Here is a 23,844-nt window from a genome sequence, read left to right on the forward strand (position 1 = left end):
GGGTGCTTTCCAGATCAGGGGGCGACAAGAGCGTCCGCCGGTTCGTCAACGCCTAGGTAGGCCTCGACGACACGGGGGTTGGCTTGCACTTCAGAGGGCTTTCCCTCTGCGATCTTGATCCCGTAGTCCAACACGATCACGTGGTCGGAGATCGACATGACGAGATCCATGTGGTGCTCGACCATCAAGATGGTCACACCGCACTTGCCAATACGGACAAGAAGATCGCCCAACTCCGCTGTCTCTTGTGGATTGAGACCTGCAGCTGGCTCGTCAAGCAACAGCAGTTGAGGCTCAGTGGCTAGCGCCCGTGCCAGTTCGACACGGCGCTGAAGGCCATAGGGGAGGCTGCCGGCCGGTTGATAGGCCAGATGCAGCAGACCGGCCAAATCCAGCAGTTGCAAGGCGCGGGCGCGGGTGGCGGCTTCCTGCTTTCTAGCACTGGATAGCGCAAACAAGGATGCGAGAAACCCATTCGTCATGCGCGTATGGCGGCCCAGCATGACATTGTCCAGAACCGACAGATCTGCAAACAGCCGCAGGTTTTGGAAGGTGCGCCCCATTCCCATACGACAGATCGCATGCACCGGTCGGCTCGATACCTCCTGGCCAAGAAACTTGATCGAGCCTTCACTTGGATCCAGAAGACCCGTGAGCATGTTGATCATCGTGCTCTTACCCGCACCGTTGGGTCCGATCAGCGCGTGGATATGCCCACGCTGAAGTCGGAAAGACACGTTTTGAGCAGGCCGTACTCCACCGAAGTTTTTGGTGACACCTTGGGCCACCAGCAACTCGCCCTCTCCCTGCGGACCAATGCGCGTCGGAGCTGCGGACTTGATAGGCATGTCAGGGGCAGCCGCCGGCCGGCGGAACCACGTCGAAAGAAGCCCCATGACCCCTCCCGGCATGATGTAGAGCGCAAACAGCAGCAGAAATCCATAGAGAAAGTGCTGGGCTGACGGCCAACGGGCCAGAGCAGCGTCGATCACAGTCAGAACCACTGTTCCAACCAAAGGGCCGTACTGCGAGCCGGCACCACCAAACAGCACCAACAGCAGAATAAAGATCGACAGATGGAATGTGATGAAGTCGGAGTTGATGTACTGGTTCTGCTGTGCCACCAGCGCGCCAGCAATGCCACAGGTAACTGCCGCAACCACAAAGGCTATGACCTTGGCTCGATAGACACGGACGCCCACCGAAGATGAAGCGATCTCATCGGCTTGCAGTGAGAGCAGCGCCCGGCCAAAACGGCCCTGCAAAAGATTGCGCAGCAGCAGATGCGTCACCGCGCACAGGGCGATGCCCAGCCACACCCATTGCAGGGACGTAAGGGGCTGTCCGTTCCAGGTCAGCGGCTTGATGCCGTAGATACCCTGGGCGCCCCCAAAAACGTCAGTCCATTCTCCGACGAGCTTTTCGACAACGATGCCGAACGCCAGCGTCACCATCGCGAGATAGGGTCCTTTGACCCGCAAGGACGGCAGCGCGATCAGCACGCCGCAGATGCCGGAGACAACAGCTGCCAACGACAGCGCGAACCACGGGTTGATCTCCGTGCGCGTTGTGATCAACGCCACCGCATATGCCCCGGCTGCGAACAGGCCAGCCTGGCCCAGTGACTTCTGCCCTGCATAGCCCACAAGCACGTTCATGCCTGCAGCACAGAGGTAATACACGCACATCATGAAAACGATGCGCAGGTAGTAGTCATTTCCCAGAAAGGAAACCAGGCCTGCGAGAACAGCGACGGCAAGCATGACCTCGAAAAGATGTTGGCCGCGCTTCATACCTTCTCCACCATCTGCTTGCCGAAAAGACCGGTCGGCCGGAACGCAAGAACAAGAATGACAAGGGCAAAAACAGCGACCTCGCGCCACTGCGCCGACCACAGATTCACCAGGGACTCAAGGACGCCGAGAACGAACCCGCCAATCACACAACCACGTGGATTGCTCAACCCGCCGATCATGGCGCCGGAGAATCCCTTCAGCCCCACGGTGAGGCCCATGAAAAGGGATGCCTGCGCAATAGGAGCGAGAAGGAAGCCCGAAAGGCCAGCCAGCGCAGAACTGACAACGAAAGCGCCAATCATCACTGCGTTGGTATTGATGCCCATGAGGCTCGCGACGTTGCCGTTAGCCGCAACAGCCCGCATGGCCTTGCCCACCATCGTTCGGTTCATCACAAAGTCAAAGCCGATCATGATGACAACGGCGACCCCCAACGTGAGCAGCTCCTGCGGTCGCACACCGACTCCCATGAGACGTATGACAGTGTCGCCCACCGGTCCCGGGACGACCACCGGCTTGGGGCCCCAAATGGCCAAGCCGATACTCTGGAGGATGACGCCAAAGCCCAGGGTGCTCATGACCCATGCCATGCCAGGCCGCCCAGCGAAAGGACGTACGCCAATCACATAGAGCAGCCATCCCAAGAAGCCCATCACTCCAAGGGCTGCAACAAGCGCCAACAGCTGGGCACCGGCACCAGGCTGGGCCTGGCCGAACGTAGTGGAAGTGACAGGAAGACCGAGGACGAGGAAGAGCGCGCTCATGCCGATGAATGCACCCGCGGACACGAATTCCCCATGGGAGAAATTCAAGGTCTTGGTGGTTGTAAATGTGATGCTGAAACCCAGGGCTACCAGGGCGTAGGCACCGCCCACGGCCAAGCCACTGAGAATCGCCTGCAAGAGCGCCTCTGTCATTGTTATCTCCGAGATGATTTCCTGGACTGCTTCGCGCAGTCCAGACAAGCGTTGCGCGTTATTGCTTGAAGTCCGCGCTGCTCAGCGAGTTCACGATCGGATCCGCATAGGGCATCAGCTTGCCGTCCTTCCAGCGAATCCAGACCAGGTCTTTGGCTGTCAGAGCCTCATGGTTGGCCTTGCTGAACGGCTTGTCGTAAGTCTTGAGTACGCCTTGAACCGGTGCTTTCAGATCTTCCAGCGCGACACGTACAGCCGAGCCATCAAAGCTGTTGGCTTGCTTGGCAGCCGCAGCGTAGAGCTGCACCGAATCGTAGCCATGCAATGCAAAGGAGAACGAGCCGGGCGCCTTGAGTTTGGCCCCGATGCGATCAAACAGCTTCTGCTGGGAAGGTGTACGCGTCTCGCTCACCGTGCGCATGAAGATTGGCTTCTCGGCAAGCGCCTTGCCTGCCGCATCATAGAAAGTGATGTTGTCGGCAGCCCAGGAGGTCAGCACCAAGGGGAAGTAATTTGTCTTCTCCATGCTGCGAACAAGCTGCGCGATGGGCGTCCCCTGAGCCCAGACCACCACAGTGTCCACGTTCGCGGACTTCATCTTGCTCAGCTGAGACGTCATATCGGTATCGCCCACACCGAAGCGCTCAGTCGCTGCAATCTTGATATCTTGCAGCTTCGCGATTTCCTCCATGTCCTTGAGACCGCCCTGGCCATAGCCCGTGGTTTCCGCCATCAGACCGATTACTTTTGACTGGCCAGCATTCTTTTTCACGTAGGCCATCAAGGCCGCTACTTGCTCACGATCCACCATCGAGACTCGGAACATATAGTTGTCCGCACCAGGACTCATGGGCTTGGTGATATCGGTGCCCGAACCCACGTTGCCGATCACAGGGATCTTCTTTTGGTTGGCGATGTGCTTCCAGGCCATCGCATTGCCAGAGTTGGTCGGGCCAAACACCGCAGAGACCTTCTCGCTGTCGATCAATTCGCTCATGTTCTGGATCGACTTTGGAGGCGCCGAGGTATCGTCCCGCGTAACCAGTGTCAGCTTCTTGCCAAGAACGCCGCCTGCAGCGTTGATGTCGGCGATTGCGGCCTCCATGCCCAGAACCGCTGCCTGCCCACTTTGCGCCGATGGGGATGCGGACAAATCTCCGTTGTATCCAAGCTTGATGTCTTGCGCGCTTGCGGTGGCAGCAGCGACAACGCCGGCTGCCAGGATGGCTCGCTTGAAGAGCTTAGGAATACTCATGGCTGTCTCCTTTTTGGAATGGTGAACTCGGTGAGTTCTGGGTTGGAAATCTGGATGGAAACGACTCAAGGACTCAGGAGGCGAGAAACCCGCCATCCACAGGAAGCGTGACCCCCGTCACATAGGAGGCCATGCCGGATGCCAGGAAAACCACGGGACCGACCAATTCTTCGGGCTGGCCGACGCGTGCCATGGGCGTGCGCAGCATGAATTTGTCGAGTCGCTCAGGAGCCTCCCGTGTGTAGTAAGTCATCGGAGTTTCGATGACTCCGGGAGCGATTGCGTTCACCCGAACTCCGTCCTTGGCAAGCTCGACGGCGAGGGCTTGCGTCATGAGTTTGACGGCGCCCTTGGATGGTGAATAGCCCACCACGTTGGGGATTCCAGTGCTCGAGGCAATAGACCCCACATTGATGATCACTCCCCTGGTCTGCTTCAGCGCATCCAGCCATGCATGCGATGGAAGGAAGGATCCCATCACGTTGACATTGAGAGTGCGCTCGAGGTTGGACGCCACCTGGGGGCTGTCCAGCCCCTCGCGAATGATGATGCCCGCGTTATTGACCAGGATGTCGATATTGCCGATTTCAGTGGCCACAGTTTTTGCCAAGGCTTGGCAAGCATCATTGGAGGTCACGTCCAACTTGTACGCGATTGCATCACTGCCAGCGGCCCGAATTTCTGCGGCAACAAGCTTGGCGTTCTCTTCGTTCAAGTCCGTCACGACGACCCGAGCCCCTGCCTTTGCAAGGCCCTTGGCGATAGCCCTGCCATTGCCTTGTCCTGCGCCGGTCACAAGCGCGATGCGTCCATGGAGGACCTTGGGCGCCATGAGTTCAGAGATTTCCATTGCGGTCTTTCTTGGTATGTATTCGATCTATGCTGTTTGGGGTTGCAGGCGCCCAGCAGAGGTCCGATTCAGACTGGCTGTCGGTTCACTTTTTTTCCTTGCGAGCGTCTGACCGACGACATAGCCAAAAGTGAGCGCTGGACCGAGGGTGATGCCTGCGCCTGGGTAGTTGCCGCCCATGATGCTGGCGGCGTCATTGCCAACTGCATACAAGCCCTTGACTGGCTGCCGGTCCTTTGAAAGGACTTGGCAGGACTCATCGGTTGCCAGCCCTGCGAACGTCCCGATTTCACCCACAACTATCTTGATGGCATAGAACGGGCCTCTATGGATCGGGGCCATGCAGGGGTTGGGCTTGACCAGCGAGTCGCCCTGATACCGGTTATAGGCGGTGCTTCCCTTGGCAAACTTTGTGTCCACTCCAGACGCGGCATCCCGATTGAAGGCTTCGACCTCTTCTTGGAGGGCGGCGGCTGGAACGCCGATGAGGCTCGCCAGTTCCTGAAGGCTGCTGCCTCGCTTCAAATAGCCACTTTGGAGATGCTTGCCAATGGGCAGAGGGAATGGAGCTACCGCCCCCAACCCATATTCGCGCAGGTGCTCGTGATCACAGACGAGCCAGCAGGTCACTTCGGCTGACCCTTTGCAAGCTTTCACGAGGTCCTGAATGAAGTCGTGATAAGACATCGCCTCATTGGTAAATCGCCGCCCCTTTGAAGTCACGGCGATCACACCGGGCTTCGCGCGATCGATGAAGTGCGGCATAACTCCCTGGGTGCCATCCTTGCGTTGGACCACCGAGGTTGGACACCAGGCAGCCGCATTCGGGATGCTGGGATCGACCCATCCCCCTACGGATTCGCCGAGGCGCAACCCGTCACCGGTGTTCAGCGCAGGGGACGGAGTGAAGTGCTCTCGGCCGGTTGGCGCATGTGGGAACAACTGCTTGCGACGCTCGATGTCGTAGGGAAAGCCACCACAGGCAAGAACGACGCCTCTGCGCACTCGAACTTCTACTAACTTGCCGTCCCGCACCACAGTTGCACCCACGACCGCATCGCCTTCCACGATGAGTTTTTTGACCGGAGCATTCAGCCACACGGGGATGTTCAGGTCCATGCCGGCCTTGGCCAGCCGACCGGCCAGTGCATTGCCGTTGGTCAGCGTCATCCCACGGCCGTACCTGACAACATCCATGAGATGTCCGCCGAAGCGCTTGGCAACATACAAGAATGACTCGAGCGACTTGAAGGCACGCAAGAAGTGCCACAGCTCCTTACCTGATCCAAGCATCATCCCGAAAACCGTCAACTCGGGCACGGGGGGGGCGAGTTTTGAAACATAGGCTCCGAGTTCACGGGCATCGAATGGGCGGGTCACCATGGAGCGGCCACCTGGCTGGCCGCCGGGGGCCTCTGCGTGATAGTCCGGAAACACTGGCGGCATGTCGAATTGCACGCACGTTTTTTCCGTGAAGAAATCAATGGCCTTTGGCCCGTTCTCGATAAAGGCGTCTACGCGCGCGGGATCGAAATGCGTGGTGGTTTCGTGCTGCAGGTATGCCCGTGCCGCCCCTGGGGGTTCGCTGATGCCTTGCTCCCTGGCGAGCTTTGTCCCGGGAATCCACAACCAGCCACCAGACCGGGCCGTGGTGCCCCCATAGACAGGCGCCTTGTCGACAACCAGTACCTTCAACCCCTCGTACGCAGCCGTCACGGCCGCGGACATGCCGGACGCTCCAGTTCCAACTACCAAAACGTCATAGCTCGTTTCCAGCTCACTCATGGTCATCACTCCTTGGACGTAGGGGCCGCCTTTAGCGACCCAACGACGTTAGTATGGTGCTAATGCATTTTTTATAAACTAATGGTTTACCCCAATCAAATGCAATTGAATGGATCAGATACCATGCATCGACTACGGGGACATCTGTGATGGAAGAAATTGACGTGGCCCCAGACAAGGCGCGCCGAGGCATTCAAGCCATAGAGGCTGGTGGGCAGCTGCTTCTTGCGCTGGAGGCCCACGGGCACCCTCTTCCCCTCAAGAAGCTTGCCTGGGCTGCCAACATGGCTCCGGGAAAGGCACACCCCTACTTGGTGAGCCTCTCAAAACTCGGTCTGGTGACTCAAGACGCCTCAACCGGCCACTACTGGCTCGGTCGTACCGCCATGGAACTGGGTCTCCTGACGCTTCGCACCGTCAATCCCTTGCGCGAAGCCGCACCGCTTGCGGAACTGCTCGCGCAAGAAACAGGGCACAGCGTTGCACTGTCTGTTTGGGGAAATCAAGGGCCGACAGTGGTATCGCTTTTCGATGCGACCTATCCCCTTCATACCAACATGCGTGTGGGGACGGTGATGTCTCTTGCCGGAACAGCAACGGGGCGCTTGTTCGTGGCCTATCTACCTCGACAACTCATAGAAGAGTCACTGCTGGAGGATGACCGTCGCCTGGGCCCAGATATCGCAAAAACCGTTGAGCCGAGCGAACTGCAAGATATGCTCAGCTTGGTGCACGAACATGGACTCTCACGTTCCGTGGATATGCCTACCGTGGGGGTCAGCTCGTTTGCAGCCCCGGTTTTCGACTATTCGGGCAATGTTGTGATGGCGGTCACACTCCTGGGGCGTACCCGGTCATTTGACACAGCTTGGAGCGGAAACCAGGCAAAGGCGGCAAGAGCATGCGGCTCAGCGATCTCCACGCGCCTCGGGAGCCTCCGGCGCGGCGCCTGAGTGCAGAGCAAAAAAATGAACAGACGGAAACAAAAGCCCCATGGCTCCCGATTCAGCGCCGTATTGCGCCTGGTCACAGACATCCTAATGCATAAGCACTAGACTAAAAATTCATCTATGGCAAACGAGACCGCCAAATTTAACTCCAAGGACAAGACCATGGGCGCACTTGATGAAGACGGCAATGAAGGTGGTTCCGAGAAGGAGCGCCGAGGAATTCAGTCTATTGAAGCCGGCGGTCAGTTGCTTCTCGCACTGGGTGCGCAAGGTCGCCCGTTGCCGTTGAGAGAACTGGCGCGAGCTGCCGACATGGCTCCAGGAAAGGCGCACCCCTATCTCGTGAGCTTTGCCAAGTTGGGGCTTGTGACCCAGGAAGCCTCGACGGGGTTCTATTGGCTAGGCCCCACGGCAATGCAACTAGGCCTTGTGACCCTCCGCATGCTCAATCCAGTACGCGAAGCCACTCCCTTCGCCGAGCAGCTGGCGCGGGAAACTGGGCACAGCGTCGGATTGTCCGTCTGGGGAAATCAAGGCCCGACGATGGTCTTCCTCTTTGACGCCATCTATCCGCTGCACACCAACATCCGTACTGGAACGGTAATGTCCCTTGCCGGTACTGCGACTGGTCGATTGTTCGCCGCATACCTTCCCGCGAAACTGATCGAAGAGTCGTTGCTGGAAGACGAGCGGCGCTTAGGGCCGGACATTGCGAAACCCGTCGACACGGAAGAACTGCAGAGAATGTTGATCGAGGTGCGCAAGCATGGGGTATCGCGCTCGGTCAACAACCCCACCCCTGGTGTTTGCTCCTTTGCCGCGCCCGTCTTTGACTATTCAGGCAACATCGTCCTGGGCGTCACGCTCATGGGGCGCTCAAGGTCTTTTGACACGGACTGGAATGGCACCCAAGCCACAGCCGTGCGCGCATGCGGCCAAGAGGTATCCAAACGCCTAGGCGGACCTTCAAGAGCCTCTCTGGATCCGCGCTGACATCCATTGGCCGGGATTGCCTGCCGCTGGCGAGGTTCACCTACGCCTTCCTGAATCCGAGCCTCTGCGAGATAGCGAGGGCACAAGTGCGCAGGGCCACGGCCATCGGACCATTCCAATCAGGGTCAAAGGTACCCGTAGGGCCCATCATCGTGATAGTCAGGGCAATCGCGCCGGAGTAGTCAAAGACTGGTGCCGAGAACGAAACAATCCCCGGCGTTGGATGATTCACCCCTCGCGACATTCCCCGCGCCCTCACCTCCTCGATCAGATCCTCAACCGCCTTGCCATCAAGCGGATGGGCAATGTCAGGGCCCAAACGGATGTAGTCATCCTGAAGCATCCGGTCGATCAATGGCCTTTGCAAATAAGCTGAATACACCCTGCCGGTTGCTGTATTGGCCAGCGACATCACCGTTCCGGTACGGATGTTGGTGTTGATCGGGTACGCGGCGTCGATCAGGCGAACGATGACGGGCCCGAGGTTTCCCCAGACCGCGATCGCAACCGTGTGCCCGGTTTCAGCAGCCAACGCCTCCGCCATGGGCGTCGCTTCGCGAATGGGATTGAGAGTCTGCAGCCCGGTGAGCCCCAATTGGATCGCCATAGGTCCCAGCAAGTACTGACCAGTTACGGGGTCCTGTGCCACGAGCCCGATCTTCCCAAAGCTCACCAAGTAGGGATGGATCTTCCCGGAAGGCATGCTGACAGCCTTGGTCAGGTCCCTGAGGGCCATAGGCCTTGGCTCAGAAGCCAACACCTTCAGTATTTCCCCCCCCACCTCTATTGACTGGATTCCACGGCGCTCACGGCCACTAGGGTGCGACGGACTCAAATCGTCATCTTGCGGGGCAGTCAGTTTCATAGGGCGAAATCATAGGCCCAATCAGACAGGCAGGCGAAATTCAACAATGACTAACGCACTTGCATAGGGTAAATACTAGTTATAGTTTAGCGAGCTAGATAAATACTAGCGTCTGACAGCGCGGAGTGCGTGACTCACATCCGCCAACTCGGCGCATCCGCCCTTTTCACTCGGAGACAAACATGAGAAACCTTCTGACAGCACGTCGACTGGCCCTTGCGGCAGTTGCATTCGTTTCACTGGCAGCCGCAGCGCAAGACATCAAGCTGGGGTTCAACGGTGACCTGTCTGCCTCGCCATCTGCACAAAGCGGGGCGGCAGGCGTGCTCGGAATTCGCGCCGCTATTGACGACATCAACGCTGCAGGGGGCGTGCTTGGCCGCAAGCTCACACTGGTGATCCGTGACGATCAATCCCAGCCACCCAAATCGATCCAGAACATGAGCGAGTTGATCGACAACGAGAAGGTGGTAGCCGTGCTTGGCCCCACCAACTCTGGGAACGCAATGGCCTGGAAACACATTCCCAATCAGAAAAAAGTTGTCTCCATGGGCATGATCGGCGGCGGAACCGACATCACCAAACCGATGAGCCCGGGTGCTGAAAACTACATGTTCCGCGTCTCCATCGTTGACAGGGAGCAGGTGGTGGGTTTGATGGCCTATGCGAAAAAAGCGGGCGCCAAGAAGCTCGGCCTGATGGCGGAGACCACGGGTTATGGCCAAGGTGGGCTCAAGGACATGACCGAGATCGCAAAGCTGCAAGGCCTGGATGTCGTTGCCACGGAAAGATTCGCTGTTGGTGATACAGATATGACCTCACAGCTGAGCAAACTCAAAGCAGCAGGTGTGGACACGCTCGTGGTTTGGGCGCAGGGAACGCCCACTGGCCAGCTGGTCCGCAGCATGGAGAAGGTCAACTATTTCCCGAATGTCCTGTCATCCTGGGCCGCAGACAACATCACGTTTTATGACGCGGCGGGCCAAGCCTTGGCCGAAAAGCCAATTTTCATGCGCACCATGGTTGATGCCGTCGCCCCCAAGCAGAAGGCCCTCTTTGAGCGTACCAAGGACAAATTGGCCGCAGCAAGTGCATTTCCGTTCGTCGCCCATGGATACGACGCAACGCTGCTGCTGGTAGCCGCCATCAAGCAAGCGGGCTCCACCGACGGAGCAAAGATGCGCGAGGCACTGGAAAACCTTCAAGCGCCGATCGATGGCATCAAGAAGACTTATGAACGCCCCTTCTCGCCGACAAGTCATGAAGCACTGACCGCTAGCGACTTCGCTTTCGTCAAATGGACAGGGGGCAAGCTCACTCAGGTGAACGATGCAACGACCAAGTTGCTGCAATCGCCTGATTTCAAGCGCTAGATGCCGTCGCAGGCCCCATCGGCAGCTGCTTTGCTGGGGCCTCCGCCTTCGATTGGCTTATCGCGCCTAGGCGCGATGCCACTGGAATTCAGTCCCCCGCAGAAGCACCCAATGAACATCCTCGAACTTCGGCCCGACATGTCAGGGCATGAGATACAGGCACTCAAGTTTGCCTACGAGCCTTCGCCCGACCAGCGCAATGAGCATCCTACGCACCACCCTGTCGTTGTCATCGGCGCTGGGCCAGTGGGTCTCAGCCTCGCCATAGACCTCGCTCAACGCGGACAGAAGGTCCTGCTGCTGGACAACGATGATCGGCTGTCGAACGGATCGCGCGCCATCTGCTTTGCCAAGCGCACACTGGAAATTTGGGATCGATTGGGCGTGGGCGACGCCTGCGTCGACAAGGGCGTCTCGTGGAATGTGGGCAGGCTGTTCCGCGGTAGCGAGCAGGTATACCAATTCGACCTGCTGCCGGAACAGGGCCACGAACGCCCCGCCTTTATCAATCTTCAACAGTACTACGCAGAAGCGTACCTGCTGCAACGAGCAACCGCGCTTCCCAATTTGGAAATCCGCTGGAAGAACGCTGTGGTCGCCTTGGATCAGATAGAGGGCGAAAACGGAAAAGTCATTGTGGGAGTCGATACGCCATATGGCCCGTATCAAGCGACTTCCGACTATGTCGTCGCGTGTGATGGTGGACGGTCCAGCATTCGCGCGCTCATGGGTCTTGAGAGCAAGGGGCAGGTATTCCAAGACCGGTTCCTGATCGCCGATGTCAAGATGACTGCGGACTTCCCCGCCGAACGCTGGTTCTGGTTTGACCCACCTTTCCATCCGAACCAGAGCGTCCTTCTACATCGCCAACCCGACAACGTCTGGCGAATCGATTTCCAGCTCGGGTGGGATGCAGATCCAGACGAAGAGAAGAGGTTGGAGCGAATCACTCCGCGCATCAACGCAATGATGCGTCAGGCGCTTGGCCGAGAAGTCCCCTTCGAACTGGAATGGGCGAGCGTTTACACGTTTGTTTGTCTACGCATGGAGCGCTTTCGTCATGGCAGAGTGATATTTGCAGGAGACAGCGCCCACGGAGTTTCGCCGTTCGGAGCCCGCGGCGCGAACTCTGGCATTCAGGATGCGGAGAATCTCGCCTGGAAACTGGACGCTGTCCTCAAAGGGAAAGCGACAGCGCTGGCGGCTGAGGCCCTCCTGGACAGCTACGGCACCGAACGTGAATACGCCGCAGACGAGAACCTGCTGAACTCAACCCGCGCCACCGACTTCATCACCCCCAAAAGCGAAATCAGCAAGCAGTTTCGCGATGCGACCCTTGATCTCGCAACCGAATTTCCATTCGCGCGTCAACTGGTCAACAGCGGGAGACTGTCTGTTCCGGCTACTTTGGAGACCTCGCCTCTGAACACTCCAGACAGCGAGAAATTCGACTCGCCGATCCGTCCGGGTGCACCTGCCGCAGATGCCCCGATAACCCACGCAGGAAAGACAGAATGGTTTCTGCGGCAATTGGGTCAAGACTTCACATTGGTGGTCTATTCGAATGAAATACCTGCCGACCTCGCTCAAACTGAAGTTGACAAGGTACTGGTGGTGACCGGCGTGACATCACTGCAGGACGGTCCAGGTCTCAGGGTGATCTGCGACAACGAAGGTCTGTTCGCCCGCCGCTACGACGCGCGCCCTGGCAACGCATGGTTGATACGCCCCGACCAGCATGTATGCGCGCGCTGGCGTGCACCTCGAGCCGCAGACGTCGGGGCTGCATTGCTGCGAGCTCTCGGAAGCCCCATCCAGGACTGATATGAATCTCATCACGACACCGAACTTCGAAGCCGCGGACGAATTCTATGAAAGCTTGATAGAGACGCATCGCGAGCTCGACCTGACGCAGAGCCACGAACTAAACACAAAGCTCGTGCTATTGCTCGCTAACCATGTAGGAAAGCGTGATGTATTGTCGGCCGCACTGACCGCGGCGCGACGCAACACCTGCGCTGAAAAACCATAGGCCAGCGCGATGCGGGGGAAATGGGGTGAAGGTGACCTGCACCGGCCAGGATGGTTGAGGAACTGTTCATCGGCGAGCCCGCGCCGGTCGCCATGCAGGGTTGTCCACAACGAGCTACCGGGAACCGCCCAAGATGACCGAGGCAGCTGCCTGGCTGAGGGCGCGCATCGTCGAGCTGGTCTACCAGCGCCGGAGCTTCGGCCAACACCCCGCACTCACTCCACCGTCACGCTCTTCGCGAGGTTCCGGGGCTTGTCCACATCCGTCCCCCGCGCGCAGGCCGTGTGATACGCCAGCAGCTGCAGCGGCACCACGTGCAGCAGCGGGCTCAAGGGCCCGTAGTGCTCGGGCATGCGGATCACGTGGATGCCCTCGCTGCTCTCGATGCGGGTGTCGGCATCGGCCAGCACGTAGAGCACGCCCGCGCGGGCGCGCACTTCCTGCATGTTGCTCTTGAGCTTTTCCAGCAGCGCATCGTTGGGGGCCACGGTAACCACGGGCATGGCGCTGGTGACCAGGGCCAGGGGGCCGTGCTTGAGTTCGCCCGCCGGGTAGGCCTCGGCGTGGATGTAGCTGATTTCCTTGAGCTTGAGCGCGCCTTCGAGCGCGATGGGATAGTGCAGGCCCCGGCCCAGGAAGAGCGCGTTCTCCATGCGCGCGAAGTCCTCGGCCCAGCTGATGAGCTGCGGCTCCAGCGCCAGCACGGCCTGCAGGGCCACGGGCAGGTGGCGCATGGCCTTGAGGTGGGCGGTTTCCTGCGCTTCGGTCAGGCGCCCCTTGGATTGGGCCAGTGCCAGCGTCAGCAGGAACAGGCCGGCCAGCTGCGTGGTGAAGGCCTTGGTGCTGGCCACGCCGATCTCCACGCCCGCGCGCGTGATGTAGGCCAGCTTGCATTCACGCACCATGGCGCTGGTGGCCACGTTGCAGATGGTGAGCGTGTGCGCCATGCCCAGGCTTTGCGCATGGCGCAGGGCGGCCAGGGTATCGGCGGTTTCTCCGCTCTGGCTGATGGTGACGACCAGCGTGCGCGGGTTGGGCACGCTGGTGCGGTAGCGGTACTCGCTGGCCACCTCGACCTGGGTGGGAATCCCTGCGATCTCCTCGAGCCAGTACTTGGCCGTGCAGCCGCTGTAGTAGCTGGTGCCGCAAGCCAGGATCAACACGCTGTCGATCTCCTTGAACACGCGCCAGGCGGCAGCGCCGGGCTGGCCGTGCTGGCCCGCGCCATCGAACAGCTCAGGCACGATGCCCTCCACGCCTTCGAGCGTGTCGGCGATGGCGCGCGGCTGTTCGAAGATTTCCTTTTGCATGTAGTGGCGGTAGGGGCCCAGCTCGGCCGCGCCGCTGTGGGCCAGCACGGTGCGCACGGGGCGCTGCGCCGGGGTGAGCGCCTCGCGGCCCTTGCCCACGATCCAGTAGCGGCCCAGCTGCAGGTCCACCAGGTCGCCCTCTTCCAGGTACACGATCTGGTCGGTGACGCCCGCCAGGGCCATGGCGTCGCTGGCCAGGAAGTGTTCTGAGCCATCCTTGCCCACGCCCAGGATCAGCGGCGAGCCCGCGCGTGCGCCCACCACGCGGTGGGGTTCGTCCTTGTGCATCACGGCGATGGCGTAGGCGCCATGCAACTGGGCAACCGTGGCCTGCACGGCATCGAACAGGTCGCCGCTGTAGTGGCTGTCCACCAGGTGGGCGATGACCTCGGTGTCGGTCTGGCTGGTGAACACGTAGCCGCGCGCCTGCAAGGCGGCGCGCAGCTCCTCGTGGTTCTCGATGATGCCGTTGTGCACCAGCGCCACGCGCCCCGGGGTGCCCGCCGCATCGCCCGCGCCGTGGCTGAAATGGGGGTGGGCGTTGTGCACTTCCGGTGCCCCGTGCGTGGCCCAGCGGGTGTGGGCGATGCCGGTGGCGCCATCCACATGGTCGGCCTGCACCTGTTCAAGCAGTTCGGCCACGCGGGCCGTGCTGCGCGCGCGCTGCAGGCCGGCGGGGCGCGCCGCGTCCAGGCTGGAGGCGTGCACGGCCACGCCGCAAGAGTCATAGCCCCGGTATTCGAGCCGCTGCAGGCCCTGCACGAGGATGGGAACGATGTTGCGCGTGGAGACCGCGCCGACGATGCCGCACATGGTGGTTGCCCTGGTTGGAAAGCGATGGGGGCGATGGTAGGCGGCACAGAAAGAAATTAATGATTGATATTCATATTGTTTTGAACTTTAATTTCATCATCAATCATTAATGAAATTTTCAATCAATTTTACTTAAAACATGGAATCCATCGCACTCGACCTCGTGGATCTGCAGCTGCTCAACCTCCTGCAAACCGACGCCGCGCAAAGCAACCAGTCCCTGGCCGAGCGGGTGCATGTCTCCCCGCCCACCTGCCTGCGCCGGGTCAAGCGCCTGCAGGATGCCGGACTCATCGAGCGGCAGGTCGCCATCCTGCAGCCCGACCGGCTGGCCGCCCTCCAGGGCCACGGGCTGGCGTGCATCGTCGAGGTGTCGCTGGACCGGCAGGGGGCCGAGCAGCTCGACGCGTTCGAGGCCCGCGCGGTGGCGGATGCCGCCGTGCAGCAGTGCTGGCGAGTTTCGCCGGGGCCGGACTTCGTGCTGGTGGTGCACACGCGGGACATGCCCGGCTACCTGGCACTGTCGCAGCGGCTTTTCACCGGCGACGCCAATGTGCGCAACGTCAAGGCTTTTTTCGCCACCCGCAGGGCAAAATTTGATACAAAAGTGCCGCTATCGCTGGATTTACAAGCACTGTAAGCTATATTTTTCATAGCAACCGCCTGCTTGGCGCATCCCCCGCCAGTTCCCCCGCTGGGCGCCATGCCTTGCTGGCCTCTTGCCCCGCGGCAAGGTAAGCTGCCCCAGACTTCCACCCTCCAGCCCGCCGGGCTTCGCGCGGTACCGCATGCCGGCGGGTCCGCCAGAGGCACACCAGGACCCATGCCCACACCCGAACGCCAGATGCCCCGCCGTATCTACCCGCTCCGGGTCCTGGGCATGGGGCTGGGCGGGATGGTGGTGGGTGTGGTGCTGTGGGAGCGCCAGGCCTCGTTCCCGGCCTGGGCGGCGCTGGTGCTGGCCGCCCTCGTCTGGCCCCATGGGGCCTACCTGCTCGCGCGGCGCAGCGCCGACCCCTACCGCGCTGAAATCCGCAACCTGCTTGCCGACTCGGCCATGACGGCCGCGCTGGTGCCGCTGATGCACTTCAACCTGCTGCCCAGCGCGCTGCTGGTCACGCTGACGATGGTGGACAAGATCACCACCGGCATCGGCGGGCTCTGGGCCCGGTCCATCCCGGTGATGCTCGCGGCCGGTGTGGCCAGCGCGGTGGCCACCGGCATGCACTGGGCGCCCGAGACCTCCATGCGGGTGATCGTGGCGTGCCTGCCGGTGATGATGCTGCATACGCTGTCGGTCAGCGTGGTGAGCTACCGGCTCATCCGCAAGACCGCGCGGCAGAACCAGCAGCTGGACGAGCTGCGCCGCGTGGACTCGCTGACCGGCCTGTACCGGCGCGGCCACTGGGAGGAACAGGCCGAGGCCGCATTGCGCCACCACCACGCGACCGGCGAACCGGCCTGCATGCTGATGATGGACATCGACCACTTCAAGCACATCAACGACGCCCACGGCCACACCGTGGGCGATGAGGCGCTGCGGGCGCTGGCCCATGTGGTGCGGGGCAATGTGCGCGCTGGCGACTGCGCGGGCCGCTACGGCGGCGACGAGTTCGCCATCATCCTGCCCGGGCTGCAGGCCCGGGACGCGATGGCCATCGCCCAGCGCATCCGCGAGCAGACCGAGGGCACGCGCCTGCGCAACCTGCCGCAGCTGCGCTTTACCAGCAGCATCGGCGTGGCGCCTGCCCAGCGCGGCCACGCCAGCGTGCGCGAATGGACCGATGCGGCCGACGCCGCGCTCTACGCCGCCAAGAACGCCGGGCGCAACCGCGTCTCGGGCGGCCCGGACGCTGCCGCGCCACTGGTGCCCGCCGCGTAGCGCCGGGCCCGCGGCCTGCCCACGGACAACCGCGGCCTCAGGCGCGCGATGGCGCGGCAACGGCAGCAACAGCCGCCGAGCCCGGCCACGCCACCCGCACCGTGCAACCCGCCCCGGGCAATGCGGTGGCCGTGATGGCGCCCCCGTGGCGCTGCGCGATGGCCTGGCACAGCGCCAGCCCCGCGCCCACGCCCTCGAACTCGCTCTCGCGGTGCAGGCGATGGAACACGCCGAACAGGCCGTCGGCGCGCGCAGGATCGAAGCCCGTGCCGTTGTCCTGCACGGTGAACACGACCTGCCCCGCCTGCGCCGCCGCGGGGTCGGATTCGGCCTGCACCGCGATGCACGGCCGCGCGCTGTGGCGCGTGAACTTGAGGGCATTGCCCAGCAGCTGCACCAGCAGCTCCTGCAGCAGGGCGGGGTCGGCCTGCAGCGTGGGCAGGCGGGTGGCATCCGCGGTGCGCCAGTCGATGGCGCGGCCCGCCTCGGCGGAGGCCAGGGCGGCACGCGCCCGGGCCACGGCGTCCGCCAGCGGCACCGGCTGCAGGTTCAGCGGCGCCCGCTGGGCACGCGCCAGCGCGAGCAGGCCGTCGATCATCATCCCCATGCGCCGCGCGGACTGGTCCATGGTGCCCAGAAAACGCAGAGCCTCCTGCACCGCAGCCGACTGCGCGACGTCCGGCGGCAGGTCGCCCAGCACTTCGCGCACCAGCGTGCCGTACGAGGTCACGTGCCGCAGCGGCGCGCGCAGGTCGTGCGAGACGGCGCGCAGAAACTCTTCCTGCGCTGCCGCCATGCCGGCCACCTGCTGCTGGCTGCGTGCCAGCTCGGCGCGCAACAGCTGCAGCTCCTGCCCGGCGGTGGCGTCGGAGGGTGTCATGACCTGGGCAGCTTGGCGGGGCGCGCCCAGTTGGCAATGCTCACCTGCTTGCCGCGCGCCACGCTGAGGGCGCCCGGGGCCGTGCTCTTGGTGATGGTGCTGCCGCCTCCCACGGTGCCGCCCGCGCCAATGGTGACGGGCGCCACCAGCACGCAGTTGCTGCCCACGTGCACGTCGGCCTCGATCACCGTGCGGTGCTTGTTGGCGCCGTCGTAGTTGGCGGTGATGGCGCCCGCGCCATAGTTCACGCGCTCGCCCACCGTGGCATCGCCCAGGTAGGCCAGGTGGTTGGCCTTGGCGCCGTCGGCCAGGGTGCTGTTCTTCACCTCGACGAAATTGCCGATGTGCACTTCACGGCCCAGCTGCGCACCGGGGCGCAGGCGGGCGAACGGGCCGATCAGCGCACCCTCGCCCACCGTGGCGCCTGCCTTTTCGCCGTCGATGTGGGTGAAGGGATGGACCACCGCGCCCGCAGCGATGCGCGCGTTGGCGATGCAGCAGTGGGCGCCGATGCTCACGCCCTCGCCCAGCTCCACGCGGCCGGTGAAGACGCAGTTCACGTCGATCTCCACGTCCTGCCCGCACACCAGCTCGCCGCGCGCGCCGGTGCGGGTGTCGTCGCGCACATCGAACCGCGCGGGGTCGGCCAGGCGCACGCCCTGCTCCATCAAGGCCCGGGCTTGGCGCAACTGGTGCGCACGCTCCAGCTCGGCCAGCTGCAGCGGGCTGTTCACGCCCGCCACCTGCAGCGCATCGGTGATGCGGTGGGCCGCCACGGGCACGCCATCGGCCACGGCCATCGCGACGATGTCGGTGAGGTAGTACTCGCCCTGCGCGTTGTCATTGGTCAGGCGGGCCAGCCAGCCGCGCAGCAGGCGCGCGGGCACGGCCATGATGCCGCTGTAGACCTCGGTGATGGCGCGCTGGGCCTCGCTCGCGTCCTTGTGTTCGACGATGCCCCGCACCCGGCCCTGGCCATCGCGCACGATGCGGCCGTAGCCCGTGGGATCGGGCAGCGTGACGGTGAGCAACGCGAGCTGCCCGCCGGCCGAGGCCGCGACAAGCGCGCGCAGCGTGTCGGCCTGCGTGAGCGGCACGTCCCCCGACAGCACGACCGCCGTGCCGTCGTCGCGCAGGTGCGGCACGGCCTGCAGCACCGCGTGGCCGGTGCCGAGCTGGGGTTCCTGGCGCACGAATTTCACATCCAAAGTACCCCCAGCGCTTGCTGCGCCTGCGCTGGCAGCTTCCACTTCTGTAGCACCATGGCCGGTGATGACGATGGCGCTGCGCGCCTGCAGGTGTGCCGCCTGGTCGAGCACGTGGTGCAGCAGCGGGCGCCCGGCCAGGCGCTGCAGCACCTTGGGAAGCCGGCTTTTCATGCGCGTGCCCTTGCCGGCCGCCATGATGAGGATGTCGAGTTGCGTCATGGATCTTCTGGGGGAGATTCGATACCGGGCGGGAAGCCCCGCGCAGGCTGGGCCACGATTATCGGCTGCGCCCGCCCGTGCCGGGCAATCCGCTACAGCAGCGGCATCAGGCGGGGCGGCCTGTCGTAGTACTCGGCGATGCGCGCGAGCGCCCGGGTGTTGAGCAGGCGCAGCCGCCCGTTCCTGATTTCATGCAGGCCCAGGGTGGCCAGCCGCCGCAGGGTCTTGTTGGTGTGCACCAGCGACAGCCCGAGCGCATCCGCGATGTGCTGCTGGTTCAGCGGAAACGCCACGGTGCCGTCGGCCTCCACCAGCCCGATGCGGTCCAGCCGCCGGTACAGGTGCATCAGCAGCATGGCCACGCGTTCGGTGGCGTTGCGGCGGCCGGCGGTCAGCAGGTTGTCGTCCACATGGCCCTCCTCGTGCGCCGACAGCCAGGTGATGTCGTAGCCCAGGCGCGGGTGCTCGCGAAACAACGCCCACAGGCTGTCGTTCTGGAACACGCACAGCGCGCAGTCGGTGAGCGCCTCGATGCCATGGGTGGACACCTCGCCAAACTCCTGCTGCAGCCCCACCAGGTCGCCCGGCAGCAGGAAGTTCAGGATCTGGCGGCGCCCGTCGCTCAGCGTCTTGTAGCGAAACGCCCAGCCCGCATACAGCGTGAACAGCCTGGCATTGACCTCGTTCTCGCGCACCAGCGCGCCACCGGCCTCCACGGCCAGGGTGGTGGTGCGAAAGCCTTCTATGAAGTCCAGCACCTCGGGCTTGACCGCCGTGAATGCCCCCGTTGCGCGCAGCCTGCATTCATGGCAGGTGGGCGGGCAGGCATGGGTGGGCAGGCTGGGGTTCATGGCGTGGCGGAGGGTGGGGAGATTTTAGGGACTGCGGCCGGCATTCCAAGAGCTCCACGATGCCACGGCCCCGCCCGGTGGCGCGATAGTTACATGTATGTCTTTTGACATTGCACAACCACCGGGCGCTCCCTACATTGGGATCGTCTATGAAACCCAGCCCCGACCTCTACGAAGTGCTCTACGTGAGCACCCTCGCACCCGATCAACCCACCAGCGTGGTGGCCGAGGTCGCCGGGCGCGCGCGCCTGGTGAACGCGCAGCTTGACATCACGGGGCTGCTGATCTTCGACGGCCAGCGCTTCTGCCAGCAGCTGGAAGGCCCGCAGAAGGCCGTGCTCAAGCTCATCGAGCGCATCCGCAACGACCCCCGCCACATCAACGTCGAGGTGCTGCACAACGGCCCGCTGGCGGCGCGCCGCTTCCAGCAGTTCAGCCTGGCCTTCAGCACGGTGGAGGACGTGGATGCGCTCGCGCGCATGGAACGGCTCGACGGCGAAGCAGCGCTGGCCGCGTTCGAGTCCATGCGCAGCCAGCTCGTCCTCTGACACGCGCCCACGCGCCGGCCCCCATGGGCCCCTGCGGGGGCTGAAGCCGCGTCATGCGGCGTCCGGCCAGCGCCGCAGCAGCAGGCTGGCGTTCACCCCGCCGAAACCAAACCCGTTGAGCATGGCGTGCGTGAGCGCCATCGGCCGGGGCCGCAACGCCACCATGTCCAGCCCCTCGGCCAGCGCATCGGGCGTGTGCAGGTTCAGCGTGCCCGGCACCACCTGGTCGCGCAGCGCCAGCGCGGTGAAGATGGCCGCCACCGCTCCCGCCGCCCCCAGCAGATGGCCGGTGGCCGACTTGGTGGAGCTGATGGCCACCTGCGCCCCCGCGCCAAACACCCGGCGGATGGCGGCCAGCTCGCCCCGGTCGCCCACACCCGTGGACGTGGCGTGCGCGTTCAGGTGCTGCACGTCCTGGGCCGTGAGGCCTGCCTGCGCCAGGGCGGCCCACATGCTGCGCGCGGCGCCGTCACCGTCTTCGGGGCCGGAGGTGATGTGGTACGCGTCGGCCGACGTGCCGTAGCCCACCAGCTCGGCCAGCGGCATGGCGCCGCGCGCAAGGGCATGGTCCAGCGCCTCGATCACCAGCATGCCCGCGCCCTCGCCCATCACGAAACCGTCGCGCTGCGCGTCAAACGGCCGCGAGGCCTGCTCGGGTGTGTCGTTGAACGCGGTGCCCAGGGCCTTGGCCGCCGCAAAGCCGCCCAGGCTCACGCGGTCAATGGCCGCCTCGCTGCCCCCGCACACGGCCACGTCGGCCTCGCCGCTGCGGATCAGGCGCGCGGCATCGCCAATCGCCTGCACGCTGGCGGCGCAGGCGGTGACCGGCGCACCCAGCGGCCCCTTGAGCCCGTGGCGGATCGACACCTGCCCCGCCGCCAGATTGACCAGGAACGACGGCACCGTGAACGGCGACAGGCGCTGCGGGCCGCGCGCGTCGGTGGTGCGCACTGCCTCGGCAATCGCGCCAAAGCCACCAATGCCCGAGGCGATCACCGTGGCCGTGCGCTCGCGCGCCCGCTCATCGGCAGGCGGCCAGCCGGCCTGCGCCAGCGCCTGCTGCGCCGCGCCCAGCGCGAAGGGAATGAAGCGGTCCATCTTGCGCTGGTCCTTGGACGAGACGACGGCATCCACGTCCCAGCCCCCTTCGGGGTCTTGAGCGACATCCGGCACCTGCCCCGCCACCTTGGCGGCAATGCCGTCCGTGACAGCGTCCGGCAGGCGCGACAGGCCCGAGCGCCCCGCCAGCAGGCGCCGCCACACCAGTTCCACACCGCAGCCCAGCGGCGACACCAGGCCCATGCCCGTGACCACGACGCGCCGCATCAGGCCACCGCCTTGTCGCAGCACACACCACTCCACACCTCGGCACCACGGCCGCCATGGATCATCTTCTTCATGGATTCACCTCGTCAGACAGATTGGGCGCAGCACCAGGAACCGGCTCCAGGGCACTGCGGCGACACGCGGAAACGATCCGCGCCTTTATGATTGCAGTCGTCATCATAAAGGCATCACCACTTTTTTGCGTACGATCGCAATCAATAAGAGGCAGCATGAAGGTTTCCAAAGCACAGGCCGCAGAGAACCGGCAGGGCATCCTGGACGCGGCCTCCCGCCTCTACCGCGAGCGGGGGCTGACCGGCGTGGGCGTGGCCGACATCACACGCGACGCCGGGCTCACGCATGGCGGGCTGTACCGGCATTTCGCCTCCAAGGATGCGCTGGTGCAGGAGGCGTGCGCGCGGGCTTTCGACTGGTCCATCGCCCCGCTGGACGGCGCCACCCCGAACACCACGGTCGGTGAGCGCATCCAGAGCTACCTCTCGCCCCAGCACCGCGACTCGCCCGGCACGGGCTGCCCGGCCGCCGCGCTGGCGGTGGACGCCGCGCGGGCGGGCAGCGAACTGTCGGAAGTGTTCGCCCAAGGCATCGAGCGCAACATCGGGCGTTTTGCCCAGCTGCTCTGCGGTGGTGACGCCACCGTGCAGCCCCAAGACCGCGCCCGCGCCATGCAGGTGCTGGCCACCATGGTCGGCGGGCTGGTGCTGGCCCGCGCCACCGCCGCGGCGCGGCCGGCGTTGTCGGATGAAATATTGACGACGTTGCAGGCCCAGTTGATCGGGCTGCTGGGCGACGGCGACGCACGCTGACAACCTGGCGCTCACCCATTGCTATCAAAAAAAGAGCTGCTGGCGCTTGATGGTCAAGCGCCAGCAGCTCTTTGAAGCTCTATTGCACACCCGAACACCGGCGGGGCAGGCCCCTCTCCGGATCAGGCCGGCGCCCTCAGGCGCAGCAGGCGGCGTCGCCCCAGGCGGGAGCCCCGTTGCCCACGGATGCGCGGCGCCACCACGATGCAGGGCGGGCACTGGCAGCCTCGCCGCGCACCCAGCGGTACTGCAGGCGGCGGCCGTTCAGGGGTTCCACCACCACCGACTGGCCCGCGGCGACCTGCAGCGACTGGCCGGCGCACAGAAACACATCGCTGCTGTCGCCCAGGCCCTTGCCCAGCGTCACCCAGGCCTGGCCTTCGGCGATGCGCAAGGTCATCGCGGCCCTGGGGGCCAGGCTGACGGCGGCGCCAGCGGCCACGGTGCCGGCGCCAGCGGCCGAAGCGCCCACGGCGCGGGAAGATGCGAACAGATGAAGAGCGTGAGAGGTTGTCATGGCATTCTCCGGGTTAACCCTAGTAAGACCGTATGGTGCGCGGCTTGCAGAACAACGTCCAATGAAAAGCACGGCACCGATTGATGCTTTTCCTGCATGTAGTCCTCAAGCGGGCCTGCGTTGTCCCTGTGGCGCTATCCGATTGAGAGCAAAGCGAGCCAGGCCAGCAGCAAACCGCCCGCCCGCGCCCGTCACCTCCCCCAACGCAGCGCCCAGGGCACGCCCGCCCTGCCCCAGGGCATGCCCCAGGTCGCGCAGCGGCTGCACCACGCCACATTCCCAGTCGCGGGCGGCCAGGCTGTGGGGCTGGGTCGTCGCCGGGGCGGCCGCACCATCCCAGTGGAAGGCCACTGGCTCGGTGCCGCCGCCGGGGTTCCAGGCCTCCATCACCACATGCTGGCCGGGCGCGACAGCCAGCTGCTCGCCCGCCCGCAGCAGATGGTCGGCCGTGGCACCGGGCAGGTCCGCCAAAGACCCGCTCAGGGTGAGCCAGACCTGCCCCTGGGCAATCTGCAGCACGCCATGGGTGTGCGGGCGCAGCGACAGCGCTTGGCCCGTGGCCAGCTTCCAGCAACCGGCCGCAGATCGGCCAGCCAGGCTGGCGTGCACGGATTGTTGCGATTCCAGAACGTTGCGGGGGGACATGA

The 23,844-nt window shown here is 63.6% G+C and carries 22 protein-coding genes; 9 read left to right on the forward strand and 13 right to left on the reverse strand.

All coding sequences use genetic code 11. From position 1 onward, the window contains the following. Nucleotides 1–14: 14 nt before the first annotated feature. The 5 genes from ACAM51_RS09740 to ACAM51_RS09760 all read right to left on the reverse strand — a co-directional run bounded on the left by ACAM51_RS09740 (nucleotide 15) and on the right by ACAM51_RS09760 (nucleotide 6,603). Complete coding sequence (locus ACAM51_RS09740; RefSeq protein WP_369643434.1) at nucleotides 15–1,793, reverse strand: ATP-binding cassette domain-containing protein; 1,779 nt, start codon at nucleotides 1,791–1,793, stop codon at nucleotides 15–17. Beyond that, on the reverse strand, nucleotides 1,790–2,713 hold the full coding sequence (locus ACAM51_RS09745; RefSeq protein WP_218296215.1) for a branched-chain amino acid ABC transporter permease: 924 nt from the start codon (nucleotides 2,711–2,713) through the stop codon (nucleotides 1,790–1,792). Before ACAM51_RS09745 ends, ACAM51_RS09740 begins: the two co-directional genes overlap by 4 nt. A 58-nt stretch (nucleotides 2,714–2,771) precedes the next feature. Continuing rightward, entirely contained in the window at nucleotides 2,772–3,968 is a 1,197-nt protein-coding gene (locus ACAM51_RS09750) for an ABC transporter substrate-binding protein (protein WP_218339808.1), read from the reverse strand. A 73-nt stretch (nucleotides 3,969–4,041) separates the two neighbouring features. Then, nucleotides 4,042–4,818, reverse strand: coding sequence for an SDR family NAD(P)-dependent oxidoreductase (locus ACAM51_RS09755; protein ID WP_369643435.1), 777 nt, complete (start codon nucleotides 4,816–4,818; stop codon nucleotides 4,042–4,044). A 27-nt stretch (nucleotides 4,819–4,845) separates the two neighbouring features. Then, nucleotides 4,846–6,603: an FAD-dependent oxidoreductase gene (locus ACAM51_RS09760; RefSeq protein WP_369643436.1), complete on the reverse strand. Its 1,758-nt coding sequence runs from the start codon at nucleotides 6,601–6,603 to the stop codon at nucleotides 4,846–4,848. A 149-nt stretch (nucleotides 6,604–6,752) separates the two neighbouring features. Here ACAM51_RS09760 and ACAM51_RS09765 point away from each other — a divergent pair, with 149 nt between their 5' ends. Continuing rightward, nucleotides 6,753–7,556, forward strand: a complete 804-nt coding sequence (locus ACAM51_RS09765) for an IclR family transcriptional regulator (RefSeq protein ID WP_218296218.1) — start codon at nucleotides 6,753–6,755, stop codon at nucleotides 7,554–7,556. Nucleotides 7,557–7,673: 117 nt separating this feature from the next. After that, nucleotides 7,674–8,546 (forward strand): IclR family transcriptional regulator, encoded by an 873-nt coding sequence (locus ACAM51_RS09770; protein WP_369643437.1) that lies wholly within the window; start codon nucleotides 7,674–7,676, stop codon nucleotides 8,544–8,546. A gap of 40 nt (nucleotides 8,547–8,586) precedes the next feature. Here the strand turns inward: ACAM51_RS09770 and ACAM51_RS09775 are convergent, their stop codons facing one another. Next, a complete protein-coding gene (locus tag ACAM51_RS09775) occupies nucleotides 8,587–9,282 on the reverse strand; it encodes an IclR family transcriptional regulator (protein ID WP_369643438.1) in 696 nt (231 codons plus the stop codon). A 311-nt stretch (nucleotides 9,283–9,593) separates the two neighbouring features. Here ACAM51_RS09775 and ACAM51_RS09780 point away from each other — a divergent pair, with 311 nt between their 5' ends. From ACAM51_RS09780 to ACAM51_RS09790, 3 genes are all read left to right on the forward strand, one after another. Next, nucleotides 9,594–10,784: an ABC transporter substrate-binding protein gene (locus ACAM51_RS09780; RefSeq protein WP_369643439.1), complete on the forward strand. Its 1,191-nt coding sequence runs from the start codon at nucleotides 9,594–9,596 to the stop codon at nucleotides 10,782–10,784. Nucleotides 10,785–10,895: 111 nt separating this feature from the next. Next, a complete protein-coding gene (locus ACAM51_RS09785) occupies nucleotides 10,896–12,608 on the forward strand; it encodes an FAD-dependent oxidoreductase (RefSeq protein ID WP_369643440.1) in 1,713 nt (570 codons plus the stop codon). A 1-nt stretch (nucleotide 12,609) separates the two neighbouring features. Then, nucleotides 12,610–12,816: a DUF2783 domain-containing protein gene (locus ACAM51_RS09790; RefSeq protein WP_369643441.1), complete on the forward strand. Its 207-nt coding sequence runs from the start codon at nucleotides 12,610–12,612 to the stop codon at nucleotides 12,814–12,816. A gap of 215 nt (nucleotides 12,817–13,031) precedes the next feature. Here ACAM51_RS09790 and glmS read toward each other — a convergent pair whose 3' ends face one another. Beyond that, nucleotides 13,032–14,939, reverse strand: coding sequence for a glutamine--fructose-6-phosphate transaminase (isomerizing) (gene glmS, locus ACAM51_RS09795; RefSeq protein ID WP_369643442.1), 1,908 nt, complete (start codon nucleotides 14,937–14,939; stop codon nucleotides 13,032–13,034). Between the two features lie 139 nt (nucleotides 14,940–15,078). On the opposite strand from glmS, the gene ACAM51_RS09800 reads away from it, so the two are divergent. Next, entirely contained in the window at nucleotides 15,079–15,579 is a 501-nt protein-coding gene (locus tag ACAM51_RS09800; protein WP_369643443.1) for an Lrp/AsnC family transcriptional regulator, read from the forward strand. 183 nt (nucleotides 15,580–15,762) lie between these two features. Then, a complete protein-coding gene (locus ACAM51_RS09805) occupies nucleotides 15,763–16,821 on the forward strand; it encodes a diguanylate cyclase (protein ID WP_369643444.1) in 1,059 nt (352 codons plus the stop codon). Nucleotides 16,822–16,858: 37 nt separating this feature from the next. Here the strand turns inward: ACAM51_RS09805 and ACAM51_RS09810 are convergent, their stop codons facing one another. From ACAM51_RS09810 to ACAM51_RS09820, 3 genes are all read right to left on the reverse strand, one after another. Beyond that, nucleotides 16,859–17,701: an ATP-binding protein gene (locus ACAM51_RS09810; RefSeq protein ID WP_369643445.1), complete on the reverse strand. Its 843-nt coding sequence runs from the start codon at nucleotides 17,699–17,701 to the stop codon at nucleotides 16,859–16,861. After that, nucleotides 17,698–19,128, reverse strand: a complete 1,431-nt coding sequence (gene glmU / locus ACAM51_RS09815; protein WP_369643446.1) for a bifunctional UDP-N-acetylglucosamine diphosphorylase/glucosamine-1-phosphate N-acetyltransferase GlmU — start codon at nucleotides 19,126–19,128, stop codon at nucleotides 17,698–17,700. Before glmU ends, ACAM51_RS09810 begins: the two co-directional genes overlap by 4 nt. A gap of 92 nt (nucleotides 19,129–19,220) precedes the next feature. Further along, on the reverse strand, nucleotides 19,221–19,979 hold the full coding sequence (locus ACAM51_RS09820; protein ID WP_218296228.1) for a Crp/Fnr family transcriptional regulator: 759 nt from the start codon (nucleotides 19,977–19,979) through the stop codon (nucleotides 19,221–19,223). 149 nt (nucleotides 19,980–20,128) lie between these two features. Between ACAM51_RS09820 and ACAM51_RS09825 the strand changes: the two genes are divergently transcribed. Then, the gene (locus ACAM51_RS09825; protein WP_218296229.1) at nucleotides 20,129–20,527 is read left to right on the forward strand and encodes a BLUF domain-containing protein; all 399 of its coding nucleotides are present in this window, start codon (nucleotides 20,129–20,131) and stop codon (nucleotides 20,525–20,527) included. Between the two features lie 51 nt (nucleotides 20,528–20,578). Here the strand turns inward: ACAM51_RS09825 and fabF are convergent, their stop codons facing one another. Further along, on the reverse strand, nucleotides 20,579–21,853 hold the full coding sequence (gene fabF / locus ACAM51_RS09830) for a beta-ketoacyl-ACP synthase II (protein WP_369643447.1): 1,275 nt from the start codon (nucleotides 21,851–21,853) through the stop codon (nucleotides 20,579–20,581). Between the two features lie 230 nt (nucleotides 21,854–22,083). Here fabF and ACAM51_RS09835 point away from each other — a divergent pair, with 230 nt between their 5' ends. Next, nucleotides 22,084–22,680 (forward strand): TetR/AcrR family transcriptional regulator, encoded by a 597-nt coding sequence (locus tag ACAM51_RS09835; RefSeq protein ID WP_369643448.1) that lies wholly within the window; start codon nucleotides 22,084–22,086, stop codon nucleotides 22,678–22,680. Nucleotides 22,681–22,816: 136 nt separating this feature from the next. Here the strand turns inward: ACAM51_RS09835 and ACAM51_RS09840 are convergent, their stop codons facing one another. Together ACAM51_RS09840 and ACAM51_RS09845 are read right to left on the reverse strand one after the other, a co-directional pair. After that, complete coding sequence (locus ACAM51_RS09840) at nucleotides 22,817–23,197, reverse strand: DUF2917 domain-containing protein (protein WP_369643449.1); 381 nt, start codon at nucleotides 23,195–23,197, stop codon at nucleotides 22,817–22,819. Nucleotides 23,198–23,302: 105 nt separating this feature from the next. Beyond that, entirely contained in the window at nucleotides 23,303–23,842 is a 540-nt protein-coding gene (locus tag ACAM51_RS09845; RefSeq protein WP_369643450.1) for a DUF2917 domain-containing protein, read from the reverse strand. Nucleotides 23,843–23,844 lie beyond the last annotated feature (2 nt).

Source organism: Acidovorax sp. A79 (assembly GCF_041154505.1).
GTDB lineage: Bacteria > Pseudomonadota > Gammaproteobacteria > Burkholderiales > Burkholderiaceae_C > Acidovorax.

Bases quoted from the DNA above. Each gene is read 5' to 3' on its own strand.
- fabF (WP_369643447.1), bottom strand. From the start codon at position 21,853: ATGCGGCGCGTCGTGGTCACGGGCATGGGCCTGGTGTCGCCGCTGGGC.
- ACAM51_RS09760 (WP_369643436.1), bottom strand. From the start codon at position 6,603: ATGAGTGAGCTGGAAACGAGCTATGACGTTTTGGTAGTTGGAACTGGA.
- ACAM51_RS09820 (WP_218296228.1), bottom strand. From the start codon at position 19,979: ATGAACCCCAGCCTGCCCACCCATGCCTGCCCGCCCACCTGCCATGAA.
- ACAM51_RS09740 (WP_369643434.1), bottom strand. From the start codon at position 1,793: ATGAAGCGCGGCCAACATCTTTTCGAGGTCATGCTTGCCGTCGCTGTT.
- glmU (WP_369643446.1), bottom strand. From the start codon at position 19,128: ATGACGCAACTCGACATCCTCATCATGGCGGCCGGCAAGGGCACGCGC.
- ACAM51_RS09755 (WP_369643435.1), bottom strand. From the start codon at position 4,818: ATGGAAATCTCTGAACTCATGGCGCCCAAGGTCCTCCATGGACGCATC.
- ACAM51_RS09805 (WP_369643444.1), top strand. From the start codon at position 15,763: ATGCCCACACCCGAACGCCAGATGCCCCGCCGTATCTACCCGCTCCGG.
- ACAM51_RS09845 (WP_369643450.1), bottom strand. From the start codon at position 23,842: ATGTCCCCCCGCAACGTTCTGGAATCGCAACAATCCGTGCACGCCAGC.
- ACAM51_RS09790 (WP_369643441.1), top strand. From the start codon at position 12,610: ATGAATCTCATCACGACACCGAACTTCGAAGCCGCGGACGAATTCTAT.
- ACAM51_RS09810 (WP_369643445.1), bottom strand. From the start codon at position 17,701: ATGACACCCTCCGACGCCACCGCCGGGCAGGAGCTGCAGCTGTTGCGC.
- ACAM51_RS09750 (WP_218339808.1), bottom strand. From the start codon at position 3,968: ATGAGTATTCCTAAGCTCTTCAAGCGAGCCATCCTGGCAGCCGGCGTT.
- ACAM51_RS09770 (WP_369643437.1), top strand. From the start codon at position 7,674: ATGGCAAACGAGACCGCCAAATTTAACTCCAAGGACAAGACCATGGGC.
- ACAM51_RS09775 (WP_369643438.1), bottom strand. From the start codon at position 9,282: ATGGCCCTCAGGGACCTGACCAAGGCTGTCAGCATGCCTTCCGGGAAG.
- ACAM51_RS09840 (WP_369643449.1), bottom strand. From the start codon at position 23,197: ATGACAACCTCTCACGCTCTTCATCTGTTCGCATCTTCCCGCGCCGTG.
- ACAM51_RS09825 (WP_218296229.1), top strand. From the start codon at position 20,129: ATGAAACCCAGCCCCGACCTCTACGAAGTGCTCTACGTGAGCACCCTC.
- ACAM51_RS09765 (WP_218296218.1), top strand. From the start codon at position 6,753: ATGGAAGAAATTGACGTGGCCCCAGACAAGGCGCGCCGAGGCATTCAA.
- ACAM51_RS09785 (WP_369643440.1), top strand. From the start codon at position 10,896: ATGAACATCCTCGAACTTCGGCCCGACATGTCAGGGCATGAGATACAG.
- ACAM51_RS09835 (WP_369643448.1), top strand. From the start codon at position 22,084: ATGAAGGTTTCCAAAGCACAGGCCGCAGAGAACCGGCAGGGCATCCTG.
- glmS (WP_369643442.1), bottom strand. From the start codon at position 14,939: ATGTGCGGCATCGTCGGCGCGGTCTCCACGCGCAACATCGTTCCCATC.
- ACAM51_RS09745 (WP_218296215.1), bottom strand. From the start codon at position 2,713: ATGACAGAGGCGCTCTTGCAGGCGATTCTCAGTGGCTTGGCCGTGGGC.
- ACAM51_RS09780 (WP_369643439.1), top strand. From the start codon at position 9,594: ATGAGAAACCTTCTGACAGCACGTCGACTGGCCCTTGCGGCAGTTGCA.
- ACAM51_RS09800 (WP_369643443.1), top strand. From the start codon at position 15,079: ATGGAATCCATCGCACTCGACCTCGTGGATCTGCAGCTGCTCAACCTC.